11 protein-coding genes, 1 tRNA gene and 3 pseudogenes are annotated in these 20,148 nt (G+C 65.0%); 9 read left to right on the top strand and 6 right to left on the bottom strand.

The window, feature by feature from the left end:
• Window positions 1-39: 39 nt before the first annotated feature.
• Window positions 40-4,735 (bottom strand): annotated as a pseudogene (locus QP029_RS07630) (Lhr family ATP-dependent helicase).
• A 34-nt stretch (window positions 4,736-4,769) separates the two neighbouring features.
• On the opposite strand from QP029_RS07630, the gene QP029_RS07625 reads away from it, so the two are divergent.
• Genes QP029_RS07625 through QP029_RS07610 form a run of 4 tightly spaced genes read left to right on the top strand, consistent with a single transcriptional unit; the run spans window position 4,770 to window position 7,162 of the window.
• Window positions 4,770-5,528: a 3'(2'),5'-bisphosphate nucleotidase CysQ gene (locus QP029_RS07625; RefSeq protein ID WP_284873758.1), complete on the top strand. Its 759-nt coding sequence runs from the start codon at window positions 4,770-4,772 to the stop codon at window positions 5,526-5,528.
• A 31-nt stretch (window positions 5,529-5,559) separates the two neighbouring features.
• Complete coding sequence (locus tag QP029_RS07620) at window positions 5,560-6,369, top strand: thymidylate synthase (RefSeq protein ID WP_284873757.1); 810 nt, start codon at window positions 5,560-5,562, stop codon at window positions 6,367-6,369.
• 5 nt (window positions 6,370-6,374) lie between these two features.
• Window positions 6,375-6,911 (top strand): dihydrofolate reductase, encoded by a 537-nt coding sequence (locus QP029_RS07615; RefSeq protein WP_284876188.1) that lies wholly within the window; start codon window positions 6,375-6,377, stop codon window positions 6,909-6,911.
• Window positions 6,908-7,162 (top strand): mycoredoxin, encoded by a 255-nt coding sequence (locus QP029_RS07610; protein WP_284873756.1) that lies wholly within the window; start codon window positions 6,908-6,910, stop codon window positions 7,160-7,162. The genes QP029_RS07615 and QP029_RS07610 overlap by 4 nt, the downstream gene beginning before the upstream one ends.
• 13 nt (window positions 7,163-7,175) lie before the next feature.
• Here the strand turns inward: QP029_RS07610 and QP029_RS07605 are convergent, their stop codons facing one another.
• On the bottom strand, window positions 7,176-7,454 hold the full coding sequence (locus tag QP029_RS07605) for a cg0963 family protein (protein WP_284873755.1): 279 nt from the start codon (window positions 7,452-7,454) through the stop codon (window positions 7,176-7,178).
• A 105-nt stretch (window positions 7,455-7,559) separates the two neighbouring features.
• On the opposite strand from QP029_RS07605, the gene QP029_RS07600 reads away from it, so the two are divergent.
• Window positions 7,560-7,632 (top strand) — tRNA-Arg (locus QP029_RS07600).
• Window positions 7,633-7,998: 366 nt separating this feature from the next.
• Here QP029_RS07600 and QP029_RS07595 read toward each other — a convergent pair.
• A pseudogene (locus QP029_RS07595) lies at window positions 7,999-9,316 on the bottom strand (ISL3 family transposase).
• A gap of 242 nt (window positions 9,317-9,558) precedes the next feature.
• Between QP029_RS07595 and QP029_RS07590 the strand changes: the two are divergent.
• Window positions 9,559-13,161, top strand: coding sequence for a PIN domain-containing protein (locus QP029_RS07590; RefSeq protein WP_284873754.1), 3,603 nt, complete (start codon window positions 9,559-9,561; stop codon window positions 13,159-13,161).
• A 39-nt stretch (window positions 13,162-13,200) separates the two neighbouring features.
• Here the strand turns inward: QP029_RS07590 and QP029_RS07585 are convergent.
• Window positions 13,201-14,393 (bottom strand): IS3 family transposase gene (locus tag QP029_RS07585; protein WP_432418662.1). Its coding sequence is split into 2 segments (ribosomal slippage): window positions 13,201-14,106 and window positions 14,109-14,393, totalling 1,191 coding nucleotides; the frame shifts between segments, so codons are not numbered across the junction.
• Window positions 14,394-14,887: 494 nt separating this feature from the next.
• Here QP029_RS07585 and QP029_RS07580 point away from each other — a divergent pair.
• The 3 genes and pseudogenes from QP029_RS07580 (at window position 14,888) to QP029_RS07570 (ending at window position 17,621) form a co-directional block, all read left to right on the top strand.
• Window positions 14,888-16,206, top strand: a pseudogene (locus tag QP029_RS07580) (ISL3 family transposase).
• A 61-nt stretch (window positions 16,207-16,267) separates the two neighbouring features.
• Window positions 16,268-16,552 carry a tyrosine-type recombinase/integrase gene (locus tag QP029_RS07575; RefSeq protein ID WP_284873752.1) on the top strand — a complete coding sequence of 95 codons (285 nt, stop codon included), beginning with the start codon at window positions 16,268-16,270 and terminating at the stop codon, window positions 16,550-16,552.
• 187 nt (window positions 16,553-16,739) lie between these two features.
• A complete protein-coding gene (locus QP029_RS07570; RefSeq protein ID WP_284873751.1) occupies window positions 16,740-17,621 on the top strand; it encodes a DUF1906 domain-containing protein in 882 nt (293 codons plus the stop codon).
• A 5-nt stretch (window positions 17,622-17,626) separates the two neighbouring features.
• Here QP029_RS07570 and QP029_RS07565 read toward each other — a convergent pair whose 3' ends face one another.
• Together QP029_RS07565 and QP029_RS07560 are read right to left on the bottom strand one after the other, a co-directional pair.
• A complete protein-coding gene (locus QP029_RS07565) occupies window positions 17,627-18,433 on the bottom strand; it encodes a hypothetical protein (protein WP_284873750.1) in 807 nt (268 codons plus the stop codon).
• A gap of 71 nt (window positions 18,434-18,504) precedes the next feature.
• Window positions 18,505-20,148 (bottom strand): solute symporter family protein, encoded by a 1,644-nt coding sequence (locus QP029_RS07560; protein ID WP_284873749.1) that lies wholly within the window; start codon window positions 20,146-20,148, stop codon window positions 18,505-18,507.

Raw genomic sequence — 20,148 nt, 5'->3', positions numbered from 1 at the left:
TGGCGCTCGTTGAGCACTGCCCACTGGAGTGGGCGGGCCTCAATCGTCGAAGCTCAGCTCCCCGAGGGCCTGGCTCATGCTCCGCCCGCGGGTGGGGGTCCGCGGGGGTGCGGACCGCCCGCCGATGCGCGCCCCCTTCGGGCTTATCGACGCCCCCGCCTCCCTCACCGCCGCCAGCAGCGGCGAGGAGAACACGGGCTCACCGTTGAGTTTCTCCACCGTCAGCGGCTGGCTCACCGACTCCGCCAGTGCCCGGACGATCATCGCGGTGTGGGTCTGGTCGACGATCGTCAGCGTCCGCCCGCCCCGGGTGAGGTGCGCGAGCAGCAGGCCGTCGGCGATGACCACCATCGCCCCGGCGGCCCGGTTGGGCCCGGTCTCCGGCCACGGCAGCGCCGCGCCGTAGGGGTTCGCCGGGTCGGCGGCGGCGAGGACGTGGACGTCCGGGTCGGTCGTGCCCGACGGCCAGCCCTCGATGTCCGGGGTGTCGTTGCGCCCCCGCAGCCGGTCGATGACGGCCGGGGTGGAGAACTGCGAGGCACCGAGCCCGTCGACGAGGTAACCGCGCATGGCCTTGCCCGACTCCTCAAAACCGCTGAGCACCTTGTACGCCAGGGCGAAACCACCGAGGACGTCCTCGGCGACGACACTGCCCCGGGTGACCACCCCGTAGCGGTCGAGCCACGTCTCACCGAGCACGACCGACCGCGCGGTGGCGTCCGCGCTCGGCGTGACGCTCAGTGCCCAGCGCCCACCCATGTCCAGGGTGGTCCGTGCCGGCGCCGCGACCGGTTCGGCCGCCGCCGCGCCCGGTGGGCGGTGGTCCCGCCGGTGGTGGCCAGCCGGGCCCGTAACGGGGCGAAGCCGTCGGGGCTGACCAGGCCGGCGTCGACGAGTCCCCACATCGCCTCCCGCAGCTGCTCGTGGGTGACCATGTCCGACAGTTCCGCGGCCAGGTCGGTGAACAGGAATCCGCCGCCCCGGCGCAGGATGGCCATGACCTGCTCCTGGATGAAGGTCAGCCCTTCCGGTTCGGTCTGCGGGACCAGTTCGGTGGCGTAGTCGGCGGGCAGGAGCATGATCCACGGGTCCCGGGCGGCGGCGGTGCCGGCGCCGTGGATGAGCACCTCGCCGGAGGCGGTGAGTTCGTCGAGCATGAGCGGCGAGTAGTCCCCCACCCGGCCGGGCAAGACGAGGGATTCCCAGGCGCTGGCCGGCAGGCGCACCCCGGCGAGCTGCTCGACGGCGGTGTACACCCCGTCCGCCCCGCGCAGGGCCGGCCGCTTCCCCACGGGGGCGACCTGCTGCCAGTCGAGCAGGAAGCGCGCGTAGGCCGACTGCGACACGGGGCTGGTGGCGGCGCGGGCGGCGGCCAGCGAGCGGCGGCGGAGGACGCCGAGGACCTCGGCCGAGCAGTACTCCTGTTCCTCGACGCCCTGCCGGAAGCGGCCGTCGATGACGCGGCCGTCGGCAAGCAGGGGCTGCAGGGCCGAGTGGGCGGCACCGACGCCGAGCCCGAAGGCGTGGGCGAGGTCGCGGAGGATGAACGGGCCGCGGGTGCGCACCCAGCGGGAGACGAGCTGATCGAGCGCGTCGACGATGGTCTCCACCTGGGCGGGCACCCCGGGTGGGACGGGGATGCCCAAACCGTCGCGCAGCAACGGGGCGTCGAGAACCTGCGCCAGATGCGGCACACCTCCGATACGGACCTCCATGACCCGACCGGCCAGATGCCGGCGGGCGACACTGAGCGGGTCGTCGAAGGAGCAGCGGTCGGGCAACCCGGCGATGGGGACCGGCCCGAGGATGCGGAGGATGTCCGCCAGCTCCTCCGGGGAGCGGGCCCGCCGGTCGCCGAGGCGTTGGAGCTGCTCGTGGACCTCCGTGATGATCTCCGAGTCGAGCAGTTCCCGCAGCTCCACGGTGCCCAGGAGCTTGGCCAGCAGGGCAGGGTCGAGGGCGAGGGCGGCGGCCCTTTTCTCCGCCAGGGGCTGTCCCCCTCGTACATGAACGCGCCGGTGTAGTTGAACAGCAGCGAGGAGGCGAAGGGGCTGGGCTGCTCCGTGGTCACCTCGGTGATGCGGATCCGGCGGGTGCCCAGGTCGCGGCACACCTCCGTGAGGGCCGGCAGATCGTAGACGTCCTGGAGGCATTCCCGGACGGTCTCGAGGATGATGGGGAAACTGGGGTACTTCCGGGCGACGTCGAGCAGCTGGGCGGCGCGCTGGCGCTGCTGCCACAGGGGTGCCCGCTTGCCCGGGTTGCGGCGCGGGAGGAGCAGGGCGCGGGCGGCGCACTCGCGGAAGCGGGCGGCGAACAGCGCCGAGTTGCCCACCTGTTCGGTGACCAGGTCGCCGATGTCGTCGGCGTCGACGAGGAACAGGGACGCCTCCGGGTCGGCCTCCCCCTCGGGCAACCGCAGGACGATGCCGTCATCACCGGCCACGGCCTGGGCGTCCATGCCGGTGCGTTCCGCCACCCGCGCGCCCACCGCCAGCGCCCACGCCGCGTTGACACCCCGGCCGAAGGGGGTGTGCAGGACGACGCGCCAGTCCCCCAGCTCATCCTTGAACCGCTCGAGCACCAGGGTCTTCTCGTCGGGGATGACCCCGGTCGCCTCCTGCTGCTCGTCGAGGTAGGCCACCAGGTTGTTTCGGGCGTTGAGGTCGAGGTCGAGCCCGTCGGCCAGCGCAGGGTCGGTGTGGACCTCCCGGCGGAACCGGCCGAGGGCCAGGCCCAGCTCGTAGGGGCGACCGGCGGCGTCACCGGTCCAGAACGGCAGCCGGCCGGTGTGGCCCGGGGCGGGGGTGACCAGGACCTGGTCACGGGTGATGTCCTCGATCCGCCAGCTGGATGCGCCGAGGGTGAACACGTCGCCGACGCGGGACTCGTAGACCATCTCCTCGTCGAGCTCACCGACCCGCCGTGGGGCGCCCTCGCCGCCGAGGAGGAACACCCCGAACATGCCGCGGTCGGGGATGGTGCCGCCGGAGGTGACGGCCACCCGCTGGGCGCCGGGGCGGGCCTGCAGCTGGCCGCTCACCCGGTCGAAGACGACCCGGGGACGCAGCTCCGCGAAGTCCGTCGACGGGTACACCCCGCTGACCAGGTCGATGACCGAGTCGAAGACGTCCCGCGCCAGCTCCCGGTAGGGCCAGGCCCGGCGGACGACGGCGTACCACTCGTCGACGTCCCAGTCGGCGACGGAGACGGCGGCGACGGTGTGCTGCGCCAGGACGTCGAGCGGATTGGTGGGCACATGGAGTTCCTCGATGAGCCCGGCGCGCATCCGCTGCACGGTCACCGCGGACTGGACGAGGTCGGAACGGTGCTTGGGGTAGAAGGATCCGGCGGACACCGCACCGACGGAGTGCCCGGCGCGACCCACGCGCTGCAGCCCGGAGGCCACACTCGGCGGGGATTCGACCTGGATGACCAGGTCGACCGCACCCATGTCGATGCCCAGTTCCAGCGAGCTGGTGGACACCACCGCCTTGAGCGCACCCTCCTTGAGCATCGTCTCCGTCAGGGCACGTTCGTCCTTGGACACCGAACCGTGGTGGGCCCGGGCGATGACGGGCGGGGCGGCACCGGCGGTGTCGCTGGCGACCATGATCTGGGCGGGTGGTCGCCGCAGCTGCGGGGACAGGGACTCCGGATCGTGGATCTCGGCGTGGATCTCATTGAGCCGGCTGGTCAGCCGCTCAGCGGTGCGGCGGGAGTTGACGAACACCAGCGTCGACCGGTGCGCCATCACCTCGTCGTAGACGTCGCGTTCGATGTAGGGCCAGATGGACTTCTGCTGGGGAAGGGCGGACTCGCCCGGGCCCTGGCTCTGACTGAGGCTGTCCCCGCCGAGGCCGTTGTCACCGAGGCCGTTGTCACCGAGGCCGCTTTCACCCGGCCCGGACAGGCCGAGCGGGTCGTCGATGGTGGCCTCCCCGATCGTCGACCCGACCTCCGGCACGGGCAGGTCCGACATGTCCTCCACCCCGACGTGGACGCCGAGGGTCCACTGCTTCTCCGAGGCCGGGGCGATGATCTCCACGGGACGGTCGCCGCCGAGGAAGTTGGCCACCGTCTCCAGGGGGCGGACGGTGGCGGACAGTCCGATGCGCTGGAAACCGCCGGTGAGCTTGGCCAACCGCTCAAGGGTCAGGGCGAGGTGCACGCCGCGTTTGGTGCCGGCCAGGGCGTGGATCTCGTCGATGATGACGGTGTCCACCGACGCGAGGATGCCCGCCGCCTTGGAGGTGAGCATGAGGTAGGCGGACTCCGGGGTGGTGATGAGGATGTCCGGTGGCCGGCGTACCTGCCGGGCCCGCTCCGCCTGCGGGGTGTCACCGGAGCGCACCGCCACGGAGATGTCGGGCAGGTCCAGTCCGAGCCGGTCGGCGACCCGGGTGATGCCGGTGAGCGGGGCGCGCAGGTTGTTCTCCACGTCCACGCCGAGGGCCTTGAGCGGGGAGATGTAGAGCACCCGCACCCCACCGTGGGTGGCCTTGGGGTCCGCGACTGGCAGGGCCGTCTGGCCGGGCCGTTCCACCAGGGAGTTGAGTGCCCAGAGGAACGCGGCGAGGGTCTTGCCGGATCCGGTCGGGGCGACGACGAGCGCGTTGTCCCCGTCCGAGATCGCCTCCCAGGCACGCTGCTGCACCGGGGTCGGCTGCGCGAACACCTCCTCGAACCAGGTGGCCACCTGGGGGCGGAATCGGGAGAGGACGCTGTAGACCATGCCCAACTCTAACCCGCGCGGTAAAGTCGTCCCCATGACTGCCAAGCTTTCCGACGCCCGCCTCACCCACCATCTCGCCCAGGGAACGGGCGAGATCCTCAAGGGCGTCCGGAACGTCGGTGTCCTGCGGGGACGTAACCTCGGTGACGCGGGCGACGACCTCGCCCAGAACTGGATCGCCCGGGTCCTGGAGCAGCACCGCCCGGACGACGGTTTCCTCTCCGAGGAGGCCGCCGACAACCCGGCGCGACTGGACAAGGACCGGGTGTGGATCATCGACCCGCTCGACGGCACGAAGGAGTTCGCCACCGGTCGTTCCGACTGGGCCGTGCACATCGCCCTCGTGGAGAACGGCCGCCCCACCCACGCGGCCGTCGGCCTGCCGGACCTCGGCGTGGTGTTCCACTCCGACGAGGCCCGCGCCGTGACCGGCCCGTACGCGAGGAAGATCGCCATCTCCCACAACCGCCCGCCGAAGGTGGCCCTCCACATCGCCGAGCAGCTCGGTTTCGAGACCGCGGCGATCGGTTCCGCCGGCGCCAAGGCCATGCACGTCCTCCTCGGCGACTACGACGCCTACGTCCACGCCGGTGGCCAGTACGAGTGGGACTCCGCCGCCCCGGTCGGCGTCGCCCAGGCCGCGGGCCTGCACTGCTCCCGCCTCGACGGCACGGAACTGACGTACAACAACAAGGACACCTACCTTCCGGACGTGCTCATCTGCCGCCCCGAGATGGCCGAGGAGATCCTGGGCATGGCCGCCGCCTTCAAGGAGGAGCACGGCTCCTACTGAGCCCGGTCGCGGCAGCGGTATGGTGTACCCCATGACTGACTCCCCCATCCCCACCCCGTACGAGGACCTGCTGCGGGAGATCCTCGAGCAGGGCGCCGCCAAGGGTGACCGCACCGGGACGGGCACCCTCAGTGTCTTCGGCAGGCAGCTGCGCTACAACCTCGCCGACTCCTTCCCGCTGCTGACCACGAAGAAGGTCCACCTGCACTCCGTCGTCGGGGAGCTGCTGTGGTTCCTGCGGGGCGATTCGAACGTCACGTGGCTGCAGGACAACAACATCCGCATCTGGAACGAGTGGGCCGACGCCGACGGCGAGCTCGGCCCCGTCTACGGCGTGCAGTGGCGGTCCTGGCCCACCCCGGACGGTGAGCACGTCGACCAGATCACCCGCGCCCTGGAGACCCTGCGGGACAACCCGGATTCGCGCCGCAACATCGTCTCCGCCTGGAACGTCTCCGAGCTCGATGAGATGGCCCTGCTGCCCTGCCACCTCCTGTTCCAGCTCTACGTCGTCGACGGCACCCTGTCCATGCAGGTGTACCAGCGCTCGGCGGACATGTTCCTCGGCGTCCCCTTCAACCTCGCCTCCTACGCGCTGCTCACCCACATGTTCGCCCAGCAGGCCGGACTCGAGGTCGGCGAGCTCATCTGGACCGGCGGCGACTGCCACATCTACACCAACCACCTCGAACAGGTCCGGGAGCAGCTCTCCCGCGAGCCCCGCCCCTACCCGCAGCTGAACCTGCGGAAGGCCCGGTCCCTCTTCGACTACGACTTCGACGACATCGCGGTGGAGGGCTATGACCCACACCCGGTGATCCGCGGCCGGGTCGCGGTGTGATGACGATGCTCGGTGCCGTGTGGGCGCAGTCCCTCGACGGGATCATCGGCGATGGCCGGGACATGCCCTGGCACGTGCCGGAGGACCTCGCCCACTTCAAGGAGATCACCGCCGGGCACCCCGTCATCATGGGGCGGCGCACCTGGTTGAGCCTGCCCGAACGATTCCGTCCCCTGCCGGGGCGCGACAACTACATCCTGTGCAGCCGGAAGGCGGGCGAATGGTCCGCCGGCGGGAAAGTCATCCCGGCGATGCCGGAGACGTTCGAGTCCCCCGAGGTGTGGGTCATGGGGGGCGGGCAGGTCTATGCCGCCACCATCGACGACGTCGACGTCCTCGAGGTCACCCTCATCGGTGCCCACCTGGGTGATTCCCTCGGCGACCGGGCTGTCCACGCCCCTGCCATCCCCGTCAGCTTCGGGCTGGTCTCCGACACCGACTGGCTGGTCTCCGAGCGGGGTCGGCTCACCGTCGACGGGCAGCGCAGTGATTTGCCCCTAAAATACCGTTTTCTCCGTTACGAACGAAAGGACGCCGCATGAGCGACAACCATGTGACCATCTACGCCACCGACTGGTGCCCCTACTGCGCGAATCTGATCAAGCGCCTCAACCGCACCGAGACCCCCTACGAGCTCGTCGACGTCGAGGCCGACAGTGAGGCCGCCGCCTGGGTCGAGTCCGTCAACGACGGCAACCGGGTCGTGCCCACCGTGAAGTACTCCGACGGCACGCACGCCACCAACCCGGAGGCCTCGGCGGTGCGCCGCAAGCTCGAGGAGCTCACGGCCTAGGTCCTGGTCGGTTCTAGTCCTCGTCGTCCTCGCCGAACAGCTGCACCATGTCCTCCGGGGACAGGGAGGCGTTGAGGCCCGAGAGCTCCAGGGAGTAGACCTGCTTGAGGTAGTGGTCGAGGACGTCGGCGAGCTGCTTGGCGTCGACCTTGTTGAGCAGCAGCAGGCGCTTGGAGGACCCACCGGGGACCTGCTTGTCGATCGACAGCACCGGAACTCCGTCCTTGGTCACGATCTCGGCGAACACCTCCCGACGCTGGACGTCGGTGAAGGTCGGCTGGTTCTGGGCCACGGGGTGGTCCTTTCTGGCGGGGATCAGTCGTGTTCCACTCCAGAATAGTGGGCGCCCCACCGGTTTCCGACACCTCCCCCACATGCGGTATCGTTACCGCAGTCTGCCCTAGTAGCTCAGTGGATAGAGCACCGCTCTCCTAAAGCGGGTGTCGGAGGTTCGATTCCTCTCTGGGGCGCAAAGAAGGCTTCTGACATGGCCTGACGGAAAAACAGTAGGTCGCGTAACACAGTGATCTACTGTCTTATCTACTATCTATGCTCGGAAATACTGCCCCAAGCCTGTCGACTACCCCTTGCGCGGGACTAACTCCGCAGTAGGACGAAAACCCCTGCTCACCTGATCGTGATCGGGGGTTCCCTCCTGTCCAGAGGCGTCGGATCTGGTCGCCGCGGCTCGGCGGAGAACTTTGGCAGAGAATGCAGAAGAACAATCGCCAGGGATATCTAGTACGGATAACTATCGCCAAAAAACCTCTGCGAACTTCGTGTATGAATTTTCCGCGGTCAAGAGGCTTTCACTACGTTTCAGGGCTCTTCACGATTTAGAGTGCGTTGATCCTGGCCTGCAGCTGCCCGGAGTGAATCAGGCACCGCAAGATGTAGTTGTCCAGGTTCCGGAACCCGAGTGCGATGCCACGTAGGTGCTCAAGCCGTCCGTTGATGGCTTCGACCGGGCCGCTGGATGCACCGATGTCGAAGTACGCCAGGACATCCTCACGCCGGCGCCACAAGGTCCGTCCCAGCTGGGCAAGCTCCGTGAGACCTTCGGGTAGGCCCTTACGAATGCTGTTGATCACCCTGCTCATGAGCTTCTTGCCCTCCGATTTCTTCGGATGCCCGTACGCCTGGATCAGGTCCTGTGAGATCATCCAGGTGACTTCGAGTGCGACGTACTCATCGTCGGTGGCCCACAACAGGTCCAGCCGCCTGTTCTGCCGCTCGGTGAGGTAGTTCGTCCTGGTCAACAGGGTGCGTCGGTACTTGTATAATGGATCATCCTTACGCCCACGCCGCCCCGAGGTTTCACGTTGCAGGCGTTGCCGACAGCAGGTCGAGCTTGTCCGCGGCCAGGTGCACGACATGGAAGGGATCCATGACCTTTCTCGCCTGAGGCAGCGCCTGGTCCACTGCGGTGGCGTAGCCGGCAAAGCCATCCATGGTCACTACCTGCACTTGTCTCCTGAACTCAGGGCTGCGTTCCTGCAGCCAGGTTCGCAGGACCTCGGCACTGCGTCCCGGGCGCATGTCCAGCAACCGGGCAGGACCTGCCCCGGTGACCAGGGGTGTGAGGTCCACCAGGACCGTCACGAACGAGGAGGGCTGGCCGGGGCGGCGGGTGTGCTTCCACACATGCTCGTCGACCCCGAGGATGCGTACGCCGTCCAGGTGGGAGGGGTTGTCGTAGACAAGCTTGCGGCAGGCGTGGACAGCGACCTGGTTGACCAGCTCCCAGCCCACCCCGAGTGCTTTCGCCGTGGCGGACACACTCATGCGATCGACTGCCAGGCGCTGGAGGACCCAGCGGGTGACCCGGTGGGTCAGCTTCGCACCATCATCGGCACACGTCAGGGAGGCCTGGAAGATCTTCCTGCCGCAGGCTGGATAGCTGCAGGTGAACCTCGGGACACGGACATGAAGGCGGGTGGGGAACCCCACGACGAGAAGGTCGACCAGGGTCCGGACGATGTGGTCCCGTAGCTTTCCGGGATTTCCGCACTCGGGGCAGAGTCCGTCCACGGTCACAGGTGCGGCGTCGATGATGGTGAGGGTACCGGCGTCGGCGGCACCGGTGATGGTCAGGCCGATTTCCGCAGTACGGCAGATGGTGTCGGCCACGAGGTTGCCAGTAGTAGGCTGCACAGTAGGGTCCTGGTTCGGTCAGATGGAAGCTTCGCAACTCTCATCTTGTACCGGCCAGGACCCCTATATGTTGTGCCACCCCGAACCCCACCCTGGGCTCACCTACGCACTCCGAAACGCGAAGAGCCAGTTATCTTAGACGAGTGGATCAACGCCTTTCGATCCGCAACGCTGAAACCGAGGACCTTCAATCATCGGGTCCCCGGGAAGAACGAGGGGCGGTCAGATGAAGGAGCAAATTGATGGATCCTCTAGCCGCAACTGCGGTGAAAGACGCCGGTAGCCTAGCAGGTAAGCCGATCTTTAAGATTCTCGCGAAGCCTATCCAACGATTTCGCGTAGCTCGAATGGTAGTCAAGACTGCCAAAAAAGAAGAGATTCTAGTCAAATGGCTGAAACTGAGTTCGTTGTTGAAGGACGCCGACACGCGTAGTGCCATTGCTTCGGGAGACCCTCAAGCGCTTCAAGAATTTGCAGACCGGCTTTCCCGTGAAGTTAAACCGACGGGACCGGACATGAGTGCAGTCGTGGCACGAATTATAGATCTCGTCCAAGACGAATTATTGCGACTAATGCCTGAGGGGGAGGCTCGACTGGCTCAAACGCGTCGTCTAGAAAACGCCTTTGAATCTAGTGCCCACCAGCAGCGGGAATTGCTCACTGCTAGCGGCGATGAGGTCGCGTTCGTTAATGCTATAGAGAAGTTGCATCCATGGCGCGCTGAGACAGCTCGAGAAATTGCCGCCCAGTGGAGTGCATTCCGTGGACTAGTCATCACCCTGACCAAAGAGCGTGACCGCCATGCCCTTCTGATGCAGTGGGGTGGTACACCGCCAGCTGCCATGTCTGGTGCTCCGGCTGAGGTCTGGTGTTGGTTTGCTTGTGTAGCCGCCGACTATGGCGCAGAGGAGTCTGCTCTACAGTTCATCACAAAGGGAGTAGAGGCGGGTGGCTCAGCTTCATACTGGTGGGCACGTGCAGGCTTGATGGTCGGTACCGCCACGCCGGAAGCCTCGGCTCGTGCGCGTGAATTATGGAGCCGCTCGATCCCAAAACATCCGATCGCTGAAGCTTGTGAAGCGATCGAGCAGGGTGAGTACGTGAAGGCCGAGCAGATTCTCGATGCTTGGGACTCTGAAAAACCTGATGATAAAGCCTTCAGGGCTGTCCTTCAGGCTGCGGCCGTGACCGGACAAGGCGATTTTAACCGCGCCATCGCTATCGGAAAGGCTGCTGCCGTTGCTCAACCTGAGGGTAGCGGCAACACCTTGCGGACAGCCGAAGCTTTAATGACCCGCGGATACCATAGGCTGAGCGATCATCCGCTGGATGATTTCGCCCAAGCTTTTAACTTGGCGGTCCAAGTCCGCGACTCGCGACGTATCTGGCTAGGCGACAGCGTTGCACCAATTCTCGTGGCTGTGAAGGCCTCTGTGCTTGCTACTAACACAGACCAGGCGTGGCGTTTGACGCAGGAGGCGCCTGACGGGGTGGCGCTGCCGCATGAAGCCCGTGACGAAAGGCTGCGAGAGCAGTCTGCCATCCTTGCGGCCACTATGGGCCGCTTCGAACAGGCTCGAACTATCGCCGATACACTCGACAATCCATTCATCTCTTACACGGTCGATGGCTGGGAGGCATCCAACGAAGACCGTTGGGAGGATGCCGAAGAGGCCTGGTTTCGGGCGTGGGATTGCGCACCTGACGATATATCGCGACTCCAAACGGCTTCTGCGCTGGCAAACCTCGGTAGGGGGCTGCCTGATCTCAACTCATTGCCCGAGGAGTACAGCAGTGCCATCGAACGAATTTTGACTCACCATGAGGTGCTGAGTAGCGAAGACCCCATGGCTTTGCTCAGGGTGCGAGCAACTAAATCTACAGAGCTCACAATCCTTTATGCAGAGCAGCTCGCAGCCCAGGGGGAAATCGAAGAAGCCGCAGCAGTACTTGAATCTGGAGGCTTGCGGTGGAGCCACCCTTTAATGACGCAGATGGCCGCTGGGCGGTACGTGAACATCGGTAACTACGAAAAAGCCTACGCCGTTGCCGCGACGGCTCTCTCGCTCGGTGGATCAAACTGGGCAGGTCGCCTGGATACTTTAATGATCCAGTTCACTTCACTCGAAGCGCAGGGCGACTTCAGTCGTTCTCTCGCCATTGCCCGAGAGATGGTCACTCTAGCGCCGGAAAACCTAGACGTCCGGTGGGTTCTTGTCCACAGCCTAATCCGCGCTGGAAATATCCATGAGGCCTGGCGAGCGCTTACTCATCAAGGCAGACCAATCGATCCGCGCAATCACGCTGATGCTCGCACCTGGATTGGCCTAGCTGCTGAATACGATAACAGCCCCGAGTTCGTTCAACGGTCCCTGGAGATGATGAGCGATTGGCAGCATGAGGCCGATGTCGTTGGCGTCTTCCTTTCCGAAATTTACCGTGGGCTACATCGTCACGAACGCGAGGTGACTGAAGCGGACCTCGGCGAACTACACAAAGTAACGAAGGAGTTTACCGATAAGCATCCTGAGAACCAGGTCTTTCGAAAAATCTCCTTGGATGAGGCCGACCCCTTTGGCTCCCTAACGGCCCTCCTAAAGGACCACGCAACCGTTGATCCGGCAATCAAGGACATTCAAAAGAAGATTGAGCACGGCGAACTGCCGCTTGGCTTTACTACCGCGCTTGCACGACGGACTTACGTCGAAGTCTGTCTTACCGGCGTCGGCCTGATCCACAGCCACCTGCCGACGATGGCAGCAGTAGGACAATCTGCAGCGAAGGCCGCAATCGACTCCCGCGTAGTTATCGACGCGTCTGCGGTTGCGACCCTAACCCTGCTCGACGCAACAGTCGCCGACAAGCTTGTAGCCGCATTCTTTGCCTTGGAGACTACAGACGCAGCATTCCGTGACGCGCTCGCCGCCCAACGGAGTATCAACATGCAGTCGACTATGACTCTGCAATGGGACACTAAGCACAACCAACCACTGGCCATCGAGAGCGGTCCGGGCGAAGCGGAGGAACTTTCTCGTCGCGCCAACAGGGTCGTCGAGCTTCTTACACGTTCCGAACGCCGTAGTTGGCCAACTCTCCGACGATTTGCAGACTTTGCCCGCGGAGGTTCCTGGCTCAGCGCCCTGGATCTTGCACTGTCCGAGGGACTCCCTTTCTGGTGCGACGACAGGTCTTTGCGACAGATCGCCGCCTCAAAAGGTGCTCAGACCTTTGGCACAGTCGATCTTCTCGCAGCCCTGAAAGCTGAAGAATATCTCGATCCGGGCCTCGAGGTGTCTATTCGCGCCAGTTTAGTAGTGGGGCGCCATGTTGATCTGGACTTTGACCCCGCCGTCCTGACTCTCGCCGCGGAGCGTGAGGGCTGGATGGCCAAAGGCGCCGCAGTTGCGTTGACCCGAGTGCATTCTTGGCGCGACCCCGCAATATGTATGCGCTTCGCAACTACGGCAATGACTCGGAGCGCGTCGGTTTCTCCATCCAGCGTTGCCCACTGGACAGCGGCAGCCGCGCTCGGTCTGATACGCATTGCAAGCGACAATGAAGGTGCTTCCGAGAACTTGAAGTTACTGCTTACCCACCAATTCGCCCAACCCTGGCTGAGGCCGAATACGTTACCCTTCGTCGTGCAAGGTATCCGAGGAGCCATACAGGACCTGCCTGAAATCGACGATCCACTCCCAGAAGTAATGGCCCTCACCTACGCCCGAATTGCCGAGAAGCATGGGACCCCCAGTGCTGCCGAGTTCCTGCTGATGCTCGTTAAGAATTTAGATGAAGAGGACCGGATCACCGCCACGAAAGTCATCCTCATGGGGGATTCCCGCTAGTAGTACGGGTCTGCTGCACGATCAGGTGACAGTGGTTAGTCACGCAGCCTGATCGGCTGGTGTGGTCATGATTGTCTCGAACTCGATCGGGGTCAAGCGGCCTAGGCGGTCCTGTCTGCGGCGTCGGTGGTAGGTCCTCTCGATCCAGGTAACGATGGCGATCCGGAGCTCTTCTCGGCTGGCCCATGCGCGGCGGTCGAGGACGTTCTTCTGCAGGAGTGCGAAGAAGCTCTCCATGGCTGCGTTGTCCCCGCACGCACCGACGCGGCCCATGGATCCGGTCATGTCGTGAATGCCCAGAGCGCGCACGAATTTCCGGCTACGGAACTGAGACCCGCGGTCGGTGTGGACCACGCAGCCGGCCACGTCGCCGCGGCGGGCGACCGCGTTGTTGAGGGCAGCCACGGCTAGGCGGGACTTCATCCGCGAATCGATCGAGTACCCCACGATCCGGTTGGAGTAGACATCCTTGAACGCACAGAGGTAGAGCTTGCCCTCATTGGTCCAGTGCTCGGTGATATCGCCGATCCACAATTCGTTCGCGCCATCGGCCTTGAACTCGTGCCGGGTTCTGCCCTCCTCATCGGTGACGGCGCAGAGGTCATCGTGGACCGGTGGGCCGGGCTTCTTACCGTTCTTGCCGCGTTTCTTCCCGAACACCGACCACCAGCGGTTGTCTGAGCAGATCCGCCACGCAGTGCGCGCTGCCATCGGTTGACCGAGATCGCGGGCCTCATCCACCAAATAGCGGTAGCCGAACTCGGGATCATCCCGGTGGGCGTCGAACAAGGCATTGGCACGGTAAGCCTCATTCAGCTCTGCATCGGTGATCGGGTCCGCCAGCCACCGGTAGTAGGGCTGGCGAGCAAGATTGAGCACCCGACACGTCACCGTGACGGGGACACCGTCCACGGCCAACTCACGAACGAGCGGGTACATCATTTTCCCGGCAGATTGGCCTGCGAGAGATACGCCGCGGCACGGCGGAGGACCTCGTTCTCCTGCTCCAAGAGACGGATCCTCTTCCTGGCGTCGCGCAGTTCAGCCGACTGAACCTGAGTCGAGCCCAACACTTCACCGTCCTCGAGGTCAGCCTTCTTCAGCCACGAGTACAGGGTAGTGAAGTGGACCCCGAAGTCCTTGGCGATCTGGGAGAGCTCGACACCGGGCTCACGATTCCGTGCGACACGGACAACGTCATCGCGGAACTCTTTGGGATAGGGCTTGGTCACGGTGTACATCCTTCCAGCCCAACCATCTGATTAGGCTGCTCGGTTGTCACCTGATCGTGCAGCAGACCCTACCCCTCCTCTCAACTAGCTCAACCTGTCCCTACCGACCGACACTACGGGCCTCACTCAATCAGTCTCAGATCGGAGACGACAAAGGACAATTGAAGTCGCCAGGAGTGAGCGCCATTGGTCGACCTCTGATGCTTCAGAAGTGTCCGAAGTAGGTACTGAAATAGCAGAAACGGAGGCAGAGCGCCCCTGAAGAACTTATGAAGCCCATCTGGTGTTCTTTCGCACCTTGGTTTCGATAGCAGGTTAGGCCTACCCGGATAGCCCCAACCTGCTATCGAGAACGCCCTAATAACGGGCTCTTCGCGTTTCGGAGTGCGTAGCTGACCATGGGGTGGAGTTCGGGGTGGCACAACATATAGGGGTCCTGGCCGGCACAAGACGAGAGTTACCACACCATCATCTGACCGAACCAGGACCCTACTGTGCAGCCTACTACTGGCAACCTCGTCGCCGATACCATCTGCCCCACCGGAGAAATCGGACTGACCATCACCGGAGCCGCTGACGCCGGCACCATCACCATCATCGACGCCGCACCAGTAGCGGTGCACGATACCTGCCCCGACTGCGGGCACCCCGGCAAGCTGCGGGATCACACCCTCCGCCGGCTCGTCGACCTGCCCGTGGTGGGGTTGCCCACCCGCCTGCATGTCCGCGTCCCCAGGTTCCTATGTACAGCCACGTCGTGTCCCCGCAAGATTTTCCAGGCCTCCCTGAACTGCGCTGATGACGGATCCAAGCTCACCCACCGCGTCACCGGCTGGATCCTGCAGCGCCTGGCCATTGACCGGATGACTGTGTCCGCCACCGCCAAAGCACTCGGTGTCGGCTGGGCACTGGTCAACCAGGTCGCACTCGATGCCTGCCGCCAGCTCGTCTACGACGACCCGCACCACCTGGACGGAGTACGCGTCCTCGGTGTCGATGAGCACGTCTGGAAACACACCCGAAAGCCAGCTCAGCCGTCCAATCTGGTGACGATCCTCGTCGACCTCACCCCGCTGGTGGATGGGCGGGGGCCTGCCCGTCTACTGGACAGCCGCCCGGGACGCAGTGCGCAGGTACTGAGCTCCTGGCTGCAGGAACGCGAGCCCAGCTTCCGGGAGAAAGTGCAGGTAGTGACGATGGACGGCTTCACCGGCTACGCTTCCGCCGTCGACCAGGTCCTCCCGGACGCGACCAAGGTGATGGATCCGTTTCATGTGGTGCATCTGGCGGCTGAGAAGCTCACCGGGTGCCGGCAGCGGCTGCAACGGGAGACTACCGGACGCCGCGGACGCAAAGATGATCCGCTGTATAAGTACCGTCGCACGCTGTTGACCAGGACGAACTACCTCACGCAGCGGCAGAAACAACGCCTGGACATGTTGTGGGCCACCGATGATGACTTACGTGGCACTCGAGGTGACGTGGCTTTTTTACCAGGACATGATTGCGGCGTACGGGCATCCGCAGAAGGCAGAGGGCAAGAAGCTGATGAGCAGGGTGATCAACAGCCTGCGTAAGGAACTGCCCGCCGGTCTGGAGGAGCTTGCCCAACTGGGGCGCACCTTGTGGCGTCGGCGTGATGACGTGCTCGCCTTCTTCGACATTGGGGCGTCCAACGGCCCGGTCGAGGCCATCAACGACCACCTCGAGCACTTGCGCGGGATCGCGCTGGGGTTCCGAAACCTCAACCACTTTCATCTTGCGGTGCCTGATCCACTCCGGACAGCTGCAGGCCAGGATCAACGCACTCTAAATCGTGAAGAGCCGACAAACGCCCCACCGCTCTTCTATGGACCAATCGGAACGGCAGACATGTGACAACCCCGAGCCGCCGCTCCTGGTGGCACTCTGCGGTCGATGCCTGCAAAGAGATCGACGGCTCTTTCCCCGATGTCACCCCCCACGATCTCCGCCATGCTGCTGCCTCAGTGATTCACTCTGCCGGTGCCAATGTCCTGGTAATCCAGCGCCAATTGGGCCACAGTTCAGCGAAGATGACCCTCGATAAATACAGTCATCTTTTCGACTCCGACCTGGACGCCATAGTGGATACTTTCCCCCAGGATCGTGGAAACGTCGTGGAAAGCGAGGTAAATTGACGATAACTGCAGGTAAACAGTAGTACGTCAGAGATTCGATTCCTCTCTGGGGCACCACTTCCACCGCCCTGACCTGGGAGTATCCTCCCGGGCCAGGGCGTTTCGCTTGTCGACGCCCCGCCTCACTCCCCCTCCTGCCCTTCCGGACCACTAGCAGGATGTTTCCCCTGTTGCTAGTGTGACCCATGTGAATAACGCATTCAATCGCCGCACCTTCCTGCGCTCCGCCGCCGTCGCCGTCGCCGCGGGTACCGTGGGCGCGAATCTCCCCCAGGCCCACGCCCTCGGCCCGGTCCTGGGCACCGTCCTCGACTACTCCGCCGGGGTCCCCTCCGGCGCCGCTATCCGCGCCGCCGGCCACCTGGGCACCGTCCGTTACGTGTCCCAGCGTCGCCCGGGGGCGGAGTGGATGATCGGCAAGCCGGTCACCCTCGCCGAGACCCGGGACCACGCCGCGAACGGACTGAAGACCGCGTCGGTCTACCAGTTCGGTCGCGCGGGAACCGCCGACTGGCTGCAGGGCGCCGCGGGTGCCGCCACCCACGCCCCGCAGGCCATCGCCCTGCACCGGGCCGCCGGTGGCCCCACCGGTCGACCGATCTACGTCGCCATCGACGACAACCCCACCCGCGCGCAGTACGACAACCAGATCCGCCCCTACCTTCGCGCCTTCCAGGTCGCGCTGACCGCTGCCGGTTACCAGACGGGCGTCTACGGCAACTACAACGTCATCGAATGGGCCGTCCGCGACAACATCGGCAGCTTCTACTGGATGCACGACTGGGGCTCCGGCGGGAAGATCCACCCGCGCACCACGATCCACCAGCTGCCGCAGAGCCGCCAGGTGCGGGTCGGTGGCGTCGAATGCGACCTCAACCACGTCTACGCCGCCGACTGGGGTCAGTGGACCCCGGGCCAGGCCACGACTCCCCCGCCGGCAACCACCCCGGGCACCCCGGCGAACCCGGGAAACCCCGGGACGATCACCCTGCCCAACGGGTCCTCCCTGAGCCAGGAGCAGATCTCCCAGCTGTCCGGTGTCCTCAACGGGCTGTCCAGCCAGCTCTAGTCTGACTACTTCTCTGCGGCATCCTCGACCTCATCGGTGAGCTGGAACTCCACCAGCCCGGTGAGGTCGTCTGCCGTTCCGGTGACGGCTGCCGCGACGACGAAGTTCTCGCCGAAGGACACCGAGGAGTGCAGGTCGCGGTCATCGGACCAGCCCCATTTCGTGCCGATGACCCCGGGCAACACCGAGGTGCCGAAGTCCTGGCCGTAGCCGTCCGCGGCCACCGGGTCGGCCTCCGCCATGGCCACGAGAATCGGATGGGTGGCGTCCTGCTCGATGAGCTGGGCAATGAAGCTGACGGCGTCGTAGGTGGAGGTCACCGAGAAGCCCCACTGCTGTGCGCTGCGGGTGGAACCGAGACCGTAGTCCCGGGCCACCGTCGAGATGGAGTCGGGGTACTTCTGGAACAGTCGGCCCGCTGACCGGTCGTCCGAGGAGCTGATCATCTCGATGGCCTGGTACTGCTCGGCGACGGAGCCGTGCTCCAGGACGTACTCGGCGATGTAGAGCTTGATCAGGCTCAGTGCCGGTCGGGCGAAGCGTTCGGTGGCGGTGCCGGTGCGGTGGCCGTCGGACAGGCGGTAGAAGCTGACCTGGGAGCCCGTGGAGTTCTCCACGAAGGTGGAGTAGTCGGGTTCGGGGATGTCCGGTTCCACCGGGGCGGTCTCCCGTTCCCGGGCCGCCGGGGTGGTGGTCGGTGCGTCGGTTGACGAGCCCCCGAGGTAGACGACGGCGGGGATCGCGGCGAGCGCGAGGAGGAGGATGAGGGTCAGCGTCGCCGTGACGGCCGCCCGACCGGAGGATCGTGCCACGTTTGAACATGATAGTGCCGCCGTCGCGACGGATCGTGACGGCGGCACTGTTATGCGGTGAGGCGGTGCGACTAGTGGTCGACCGGGGCCTCGACGCCGACACCGGTCAGCGAGCGGACCTCCATCTCAGCGGTGAGATGATCGAGGTTGTCCGGCTTGCTGGCCAGGGTGGCGATGATGCCGGCGAGGAAGGCCAGCGGGATGGAGACCAGACCCGGGCTGGTGAGCGGGAAGATCGACCAGTCGGCGTTCGGGAACATCGCGGTGGGGGCACCGGAGACGGCCGGGGACAGGAAGATCAGGGTCAGGGCGGAGATGACACCGGTGTACATGGAGGCGACGGCACCGGCGGTGTTGAAGCGCTTCCAGTACAGCGAGAACAGGATCGTCGGCAGGTTCGCGGAGGCCGCGATGGCGAAGGCCAGGGACACCAGGAAGGCAACGTTCTGCTGCATCGCGAGGATGCCCAGGATGATGGAGATGATGCCCAGGACCACGACGGTGATGCGGGAGACGCGGACCTGCTCCTCCTCGGAGGACTTGCCGTCACGGAACACGGCGTCGTAGACGTCGTGGGCCACGGAGGCGGAGGCGGTGATGGCGAGGCCGGCGACGACCGCGAGGACGGTGGCGAAGGCCACGGCGGAGATCAGGGCCATGAAGATGGAGCCACCGAGCTCGAGTGCCAGCAGCGGTGCGGCGGCGTTCGCGCCACCCGGTGCGTCGAGGATACGGTCCGGGCCGACGAGGGCGGCGGCACCGTAGCCGAGGACCAGGGTCATGAGGTAGAAGGCACCGATGAGGACGATGGCCCAGGTGACGGACTTACGGGCTTCCTTGGCGGTGGGGACCGTGTAGAAGCGCATGAGCACGTGGGGCAGGCCGGCGGTACCGAGGACCAGGGACAGGCCCAGGGAGATGAAGTCGAGCTGCTTGGTGAAGGTCGCGCCGTAGTTGAGACCCGGCTTCATGATGTCGGCGGCCTCGTAGCCCTTGGTCTGGATGGCCTCGGAGGTGGCGTGCATGGCGATCGCGCCGTCGAAAAGCGTGGAGAAACCACCGCGGACGGCGATGAAGGTGAGAACCGTCATGATCGCGACGCCACCGACGAGGAGGACGGCCTTGATCATCTGGACGTAGGTGGTGCCCTTCATGCCGCCGAGGAGGACGTAGGCGATCATGATGATGCCCACGATGGCGACGACGATGGCCTGCTCGACGGTGCCGTGCAGATCCAGGAGGACGGAGACCAGGGAGCCGGCGCCGGCCATCTGGGCGATGAGATAGAACAGCGAGACGGCGAGGGTGCCGATCGCGGCGGCCACACGGACCGGCTTCTGGCGCAGGCGGAAGGACAGCACGTCTGCCATGGTGAAGCGGCCGACGTTACGCAGCGGCTCGGCGACGAGCAGCAGGGCGACGAGCCAGGCGACGAAGAAGCCGATGGAGTAGAGGAACCCGTCGTAGCCGTTGAGGGCGATGGAGCCGACGATGCCGAGGAAGGACGCGGCGGACAGGTAGTCACCGGCGATGGCGAGGCCGTTCTGGGTACCGGTGAAGGAGGCGCCACCGGTGTAGAAGTCGGAGGCCTCCTTGGTGGACTTGCCGGCACGCAGGACCACGGTCATGGTGACGATGATGAAGACGACGAAGACCGCGATGTTGAGGATCGGGTTGCCCGTGTTGGATTCCTGGGCGAGGTATGCGGTGGTCAT

Source organism: Corynebacterium suedekumii (assembly GCF_030252185.1).
Classification (GTDB): domain Bacteria; phylum Actinomycetota; class Actinomycetes; order Mycobacteriales; family Mycobacteriaceae; genus Corynebacterium; species Corynebacterium suedekumii.
Note: the sequence above shows the minus strand (reverse complement) of the source record. Positions and strands in the feature narration are given on the sequence as shown.

Coding starts and splice junctions, on each gene's coding strand:
- QP029_RS07625 (WP_284873758.1), top strand. CDS start 4,770: ATGACTGCCAAGCTTTCCGACGCCCGCCTCACCCACCATCTCGCCCAG.
- QP029_RS07620 (WP_284873757.1), top strand. CDS start 5,560: ATGACTGACTCCCCCATCCCCACCCCGTACGAGGACCTGCTGCGGGAG.
- QP029_RS07615 (WP_284876188.1), top strand. CDS start 6,375: ATGCTCGGTGCCGTGTGGGCGCAGTCCCTCGACGGGATCATCGGCGAT.
- QP029_RS07610 (WP_284873756.1), top strand. CDS start 6,908: ATGAGCGACAACCATGTGACCATCTACGCCACCGACTGGTGCCCCTAC.
- QP029_RS07590 (WP_284873754.1), top strand. CDS start 9,559: ATGGATCCTCTAGCCGCAACTGCGGTGAAAGACGCCGGTAGCCTAGCA.
- QP029_RS07560 (WP_284873749.1), bottom strand. CDS start 20,148: ATGACCACCGCATACCTCGCCCAGGAATCCAACACGGGCAACCCGATC.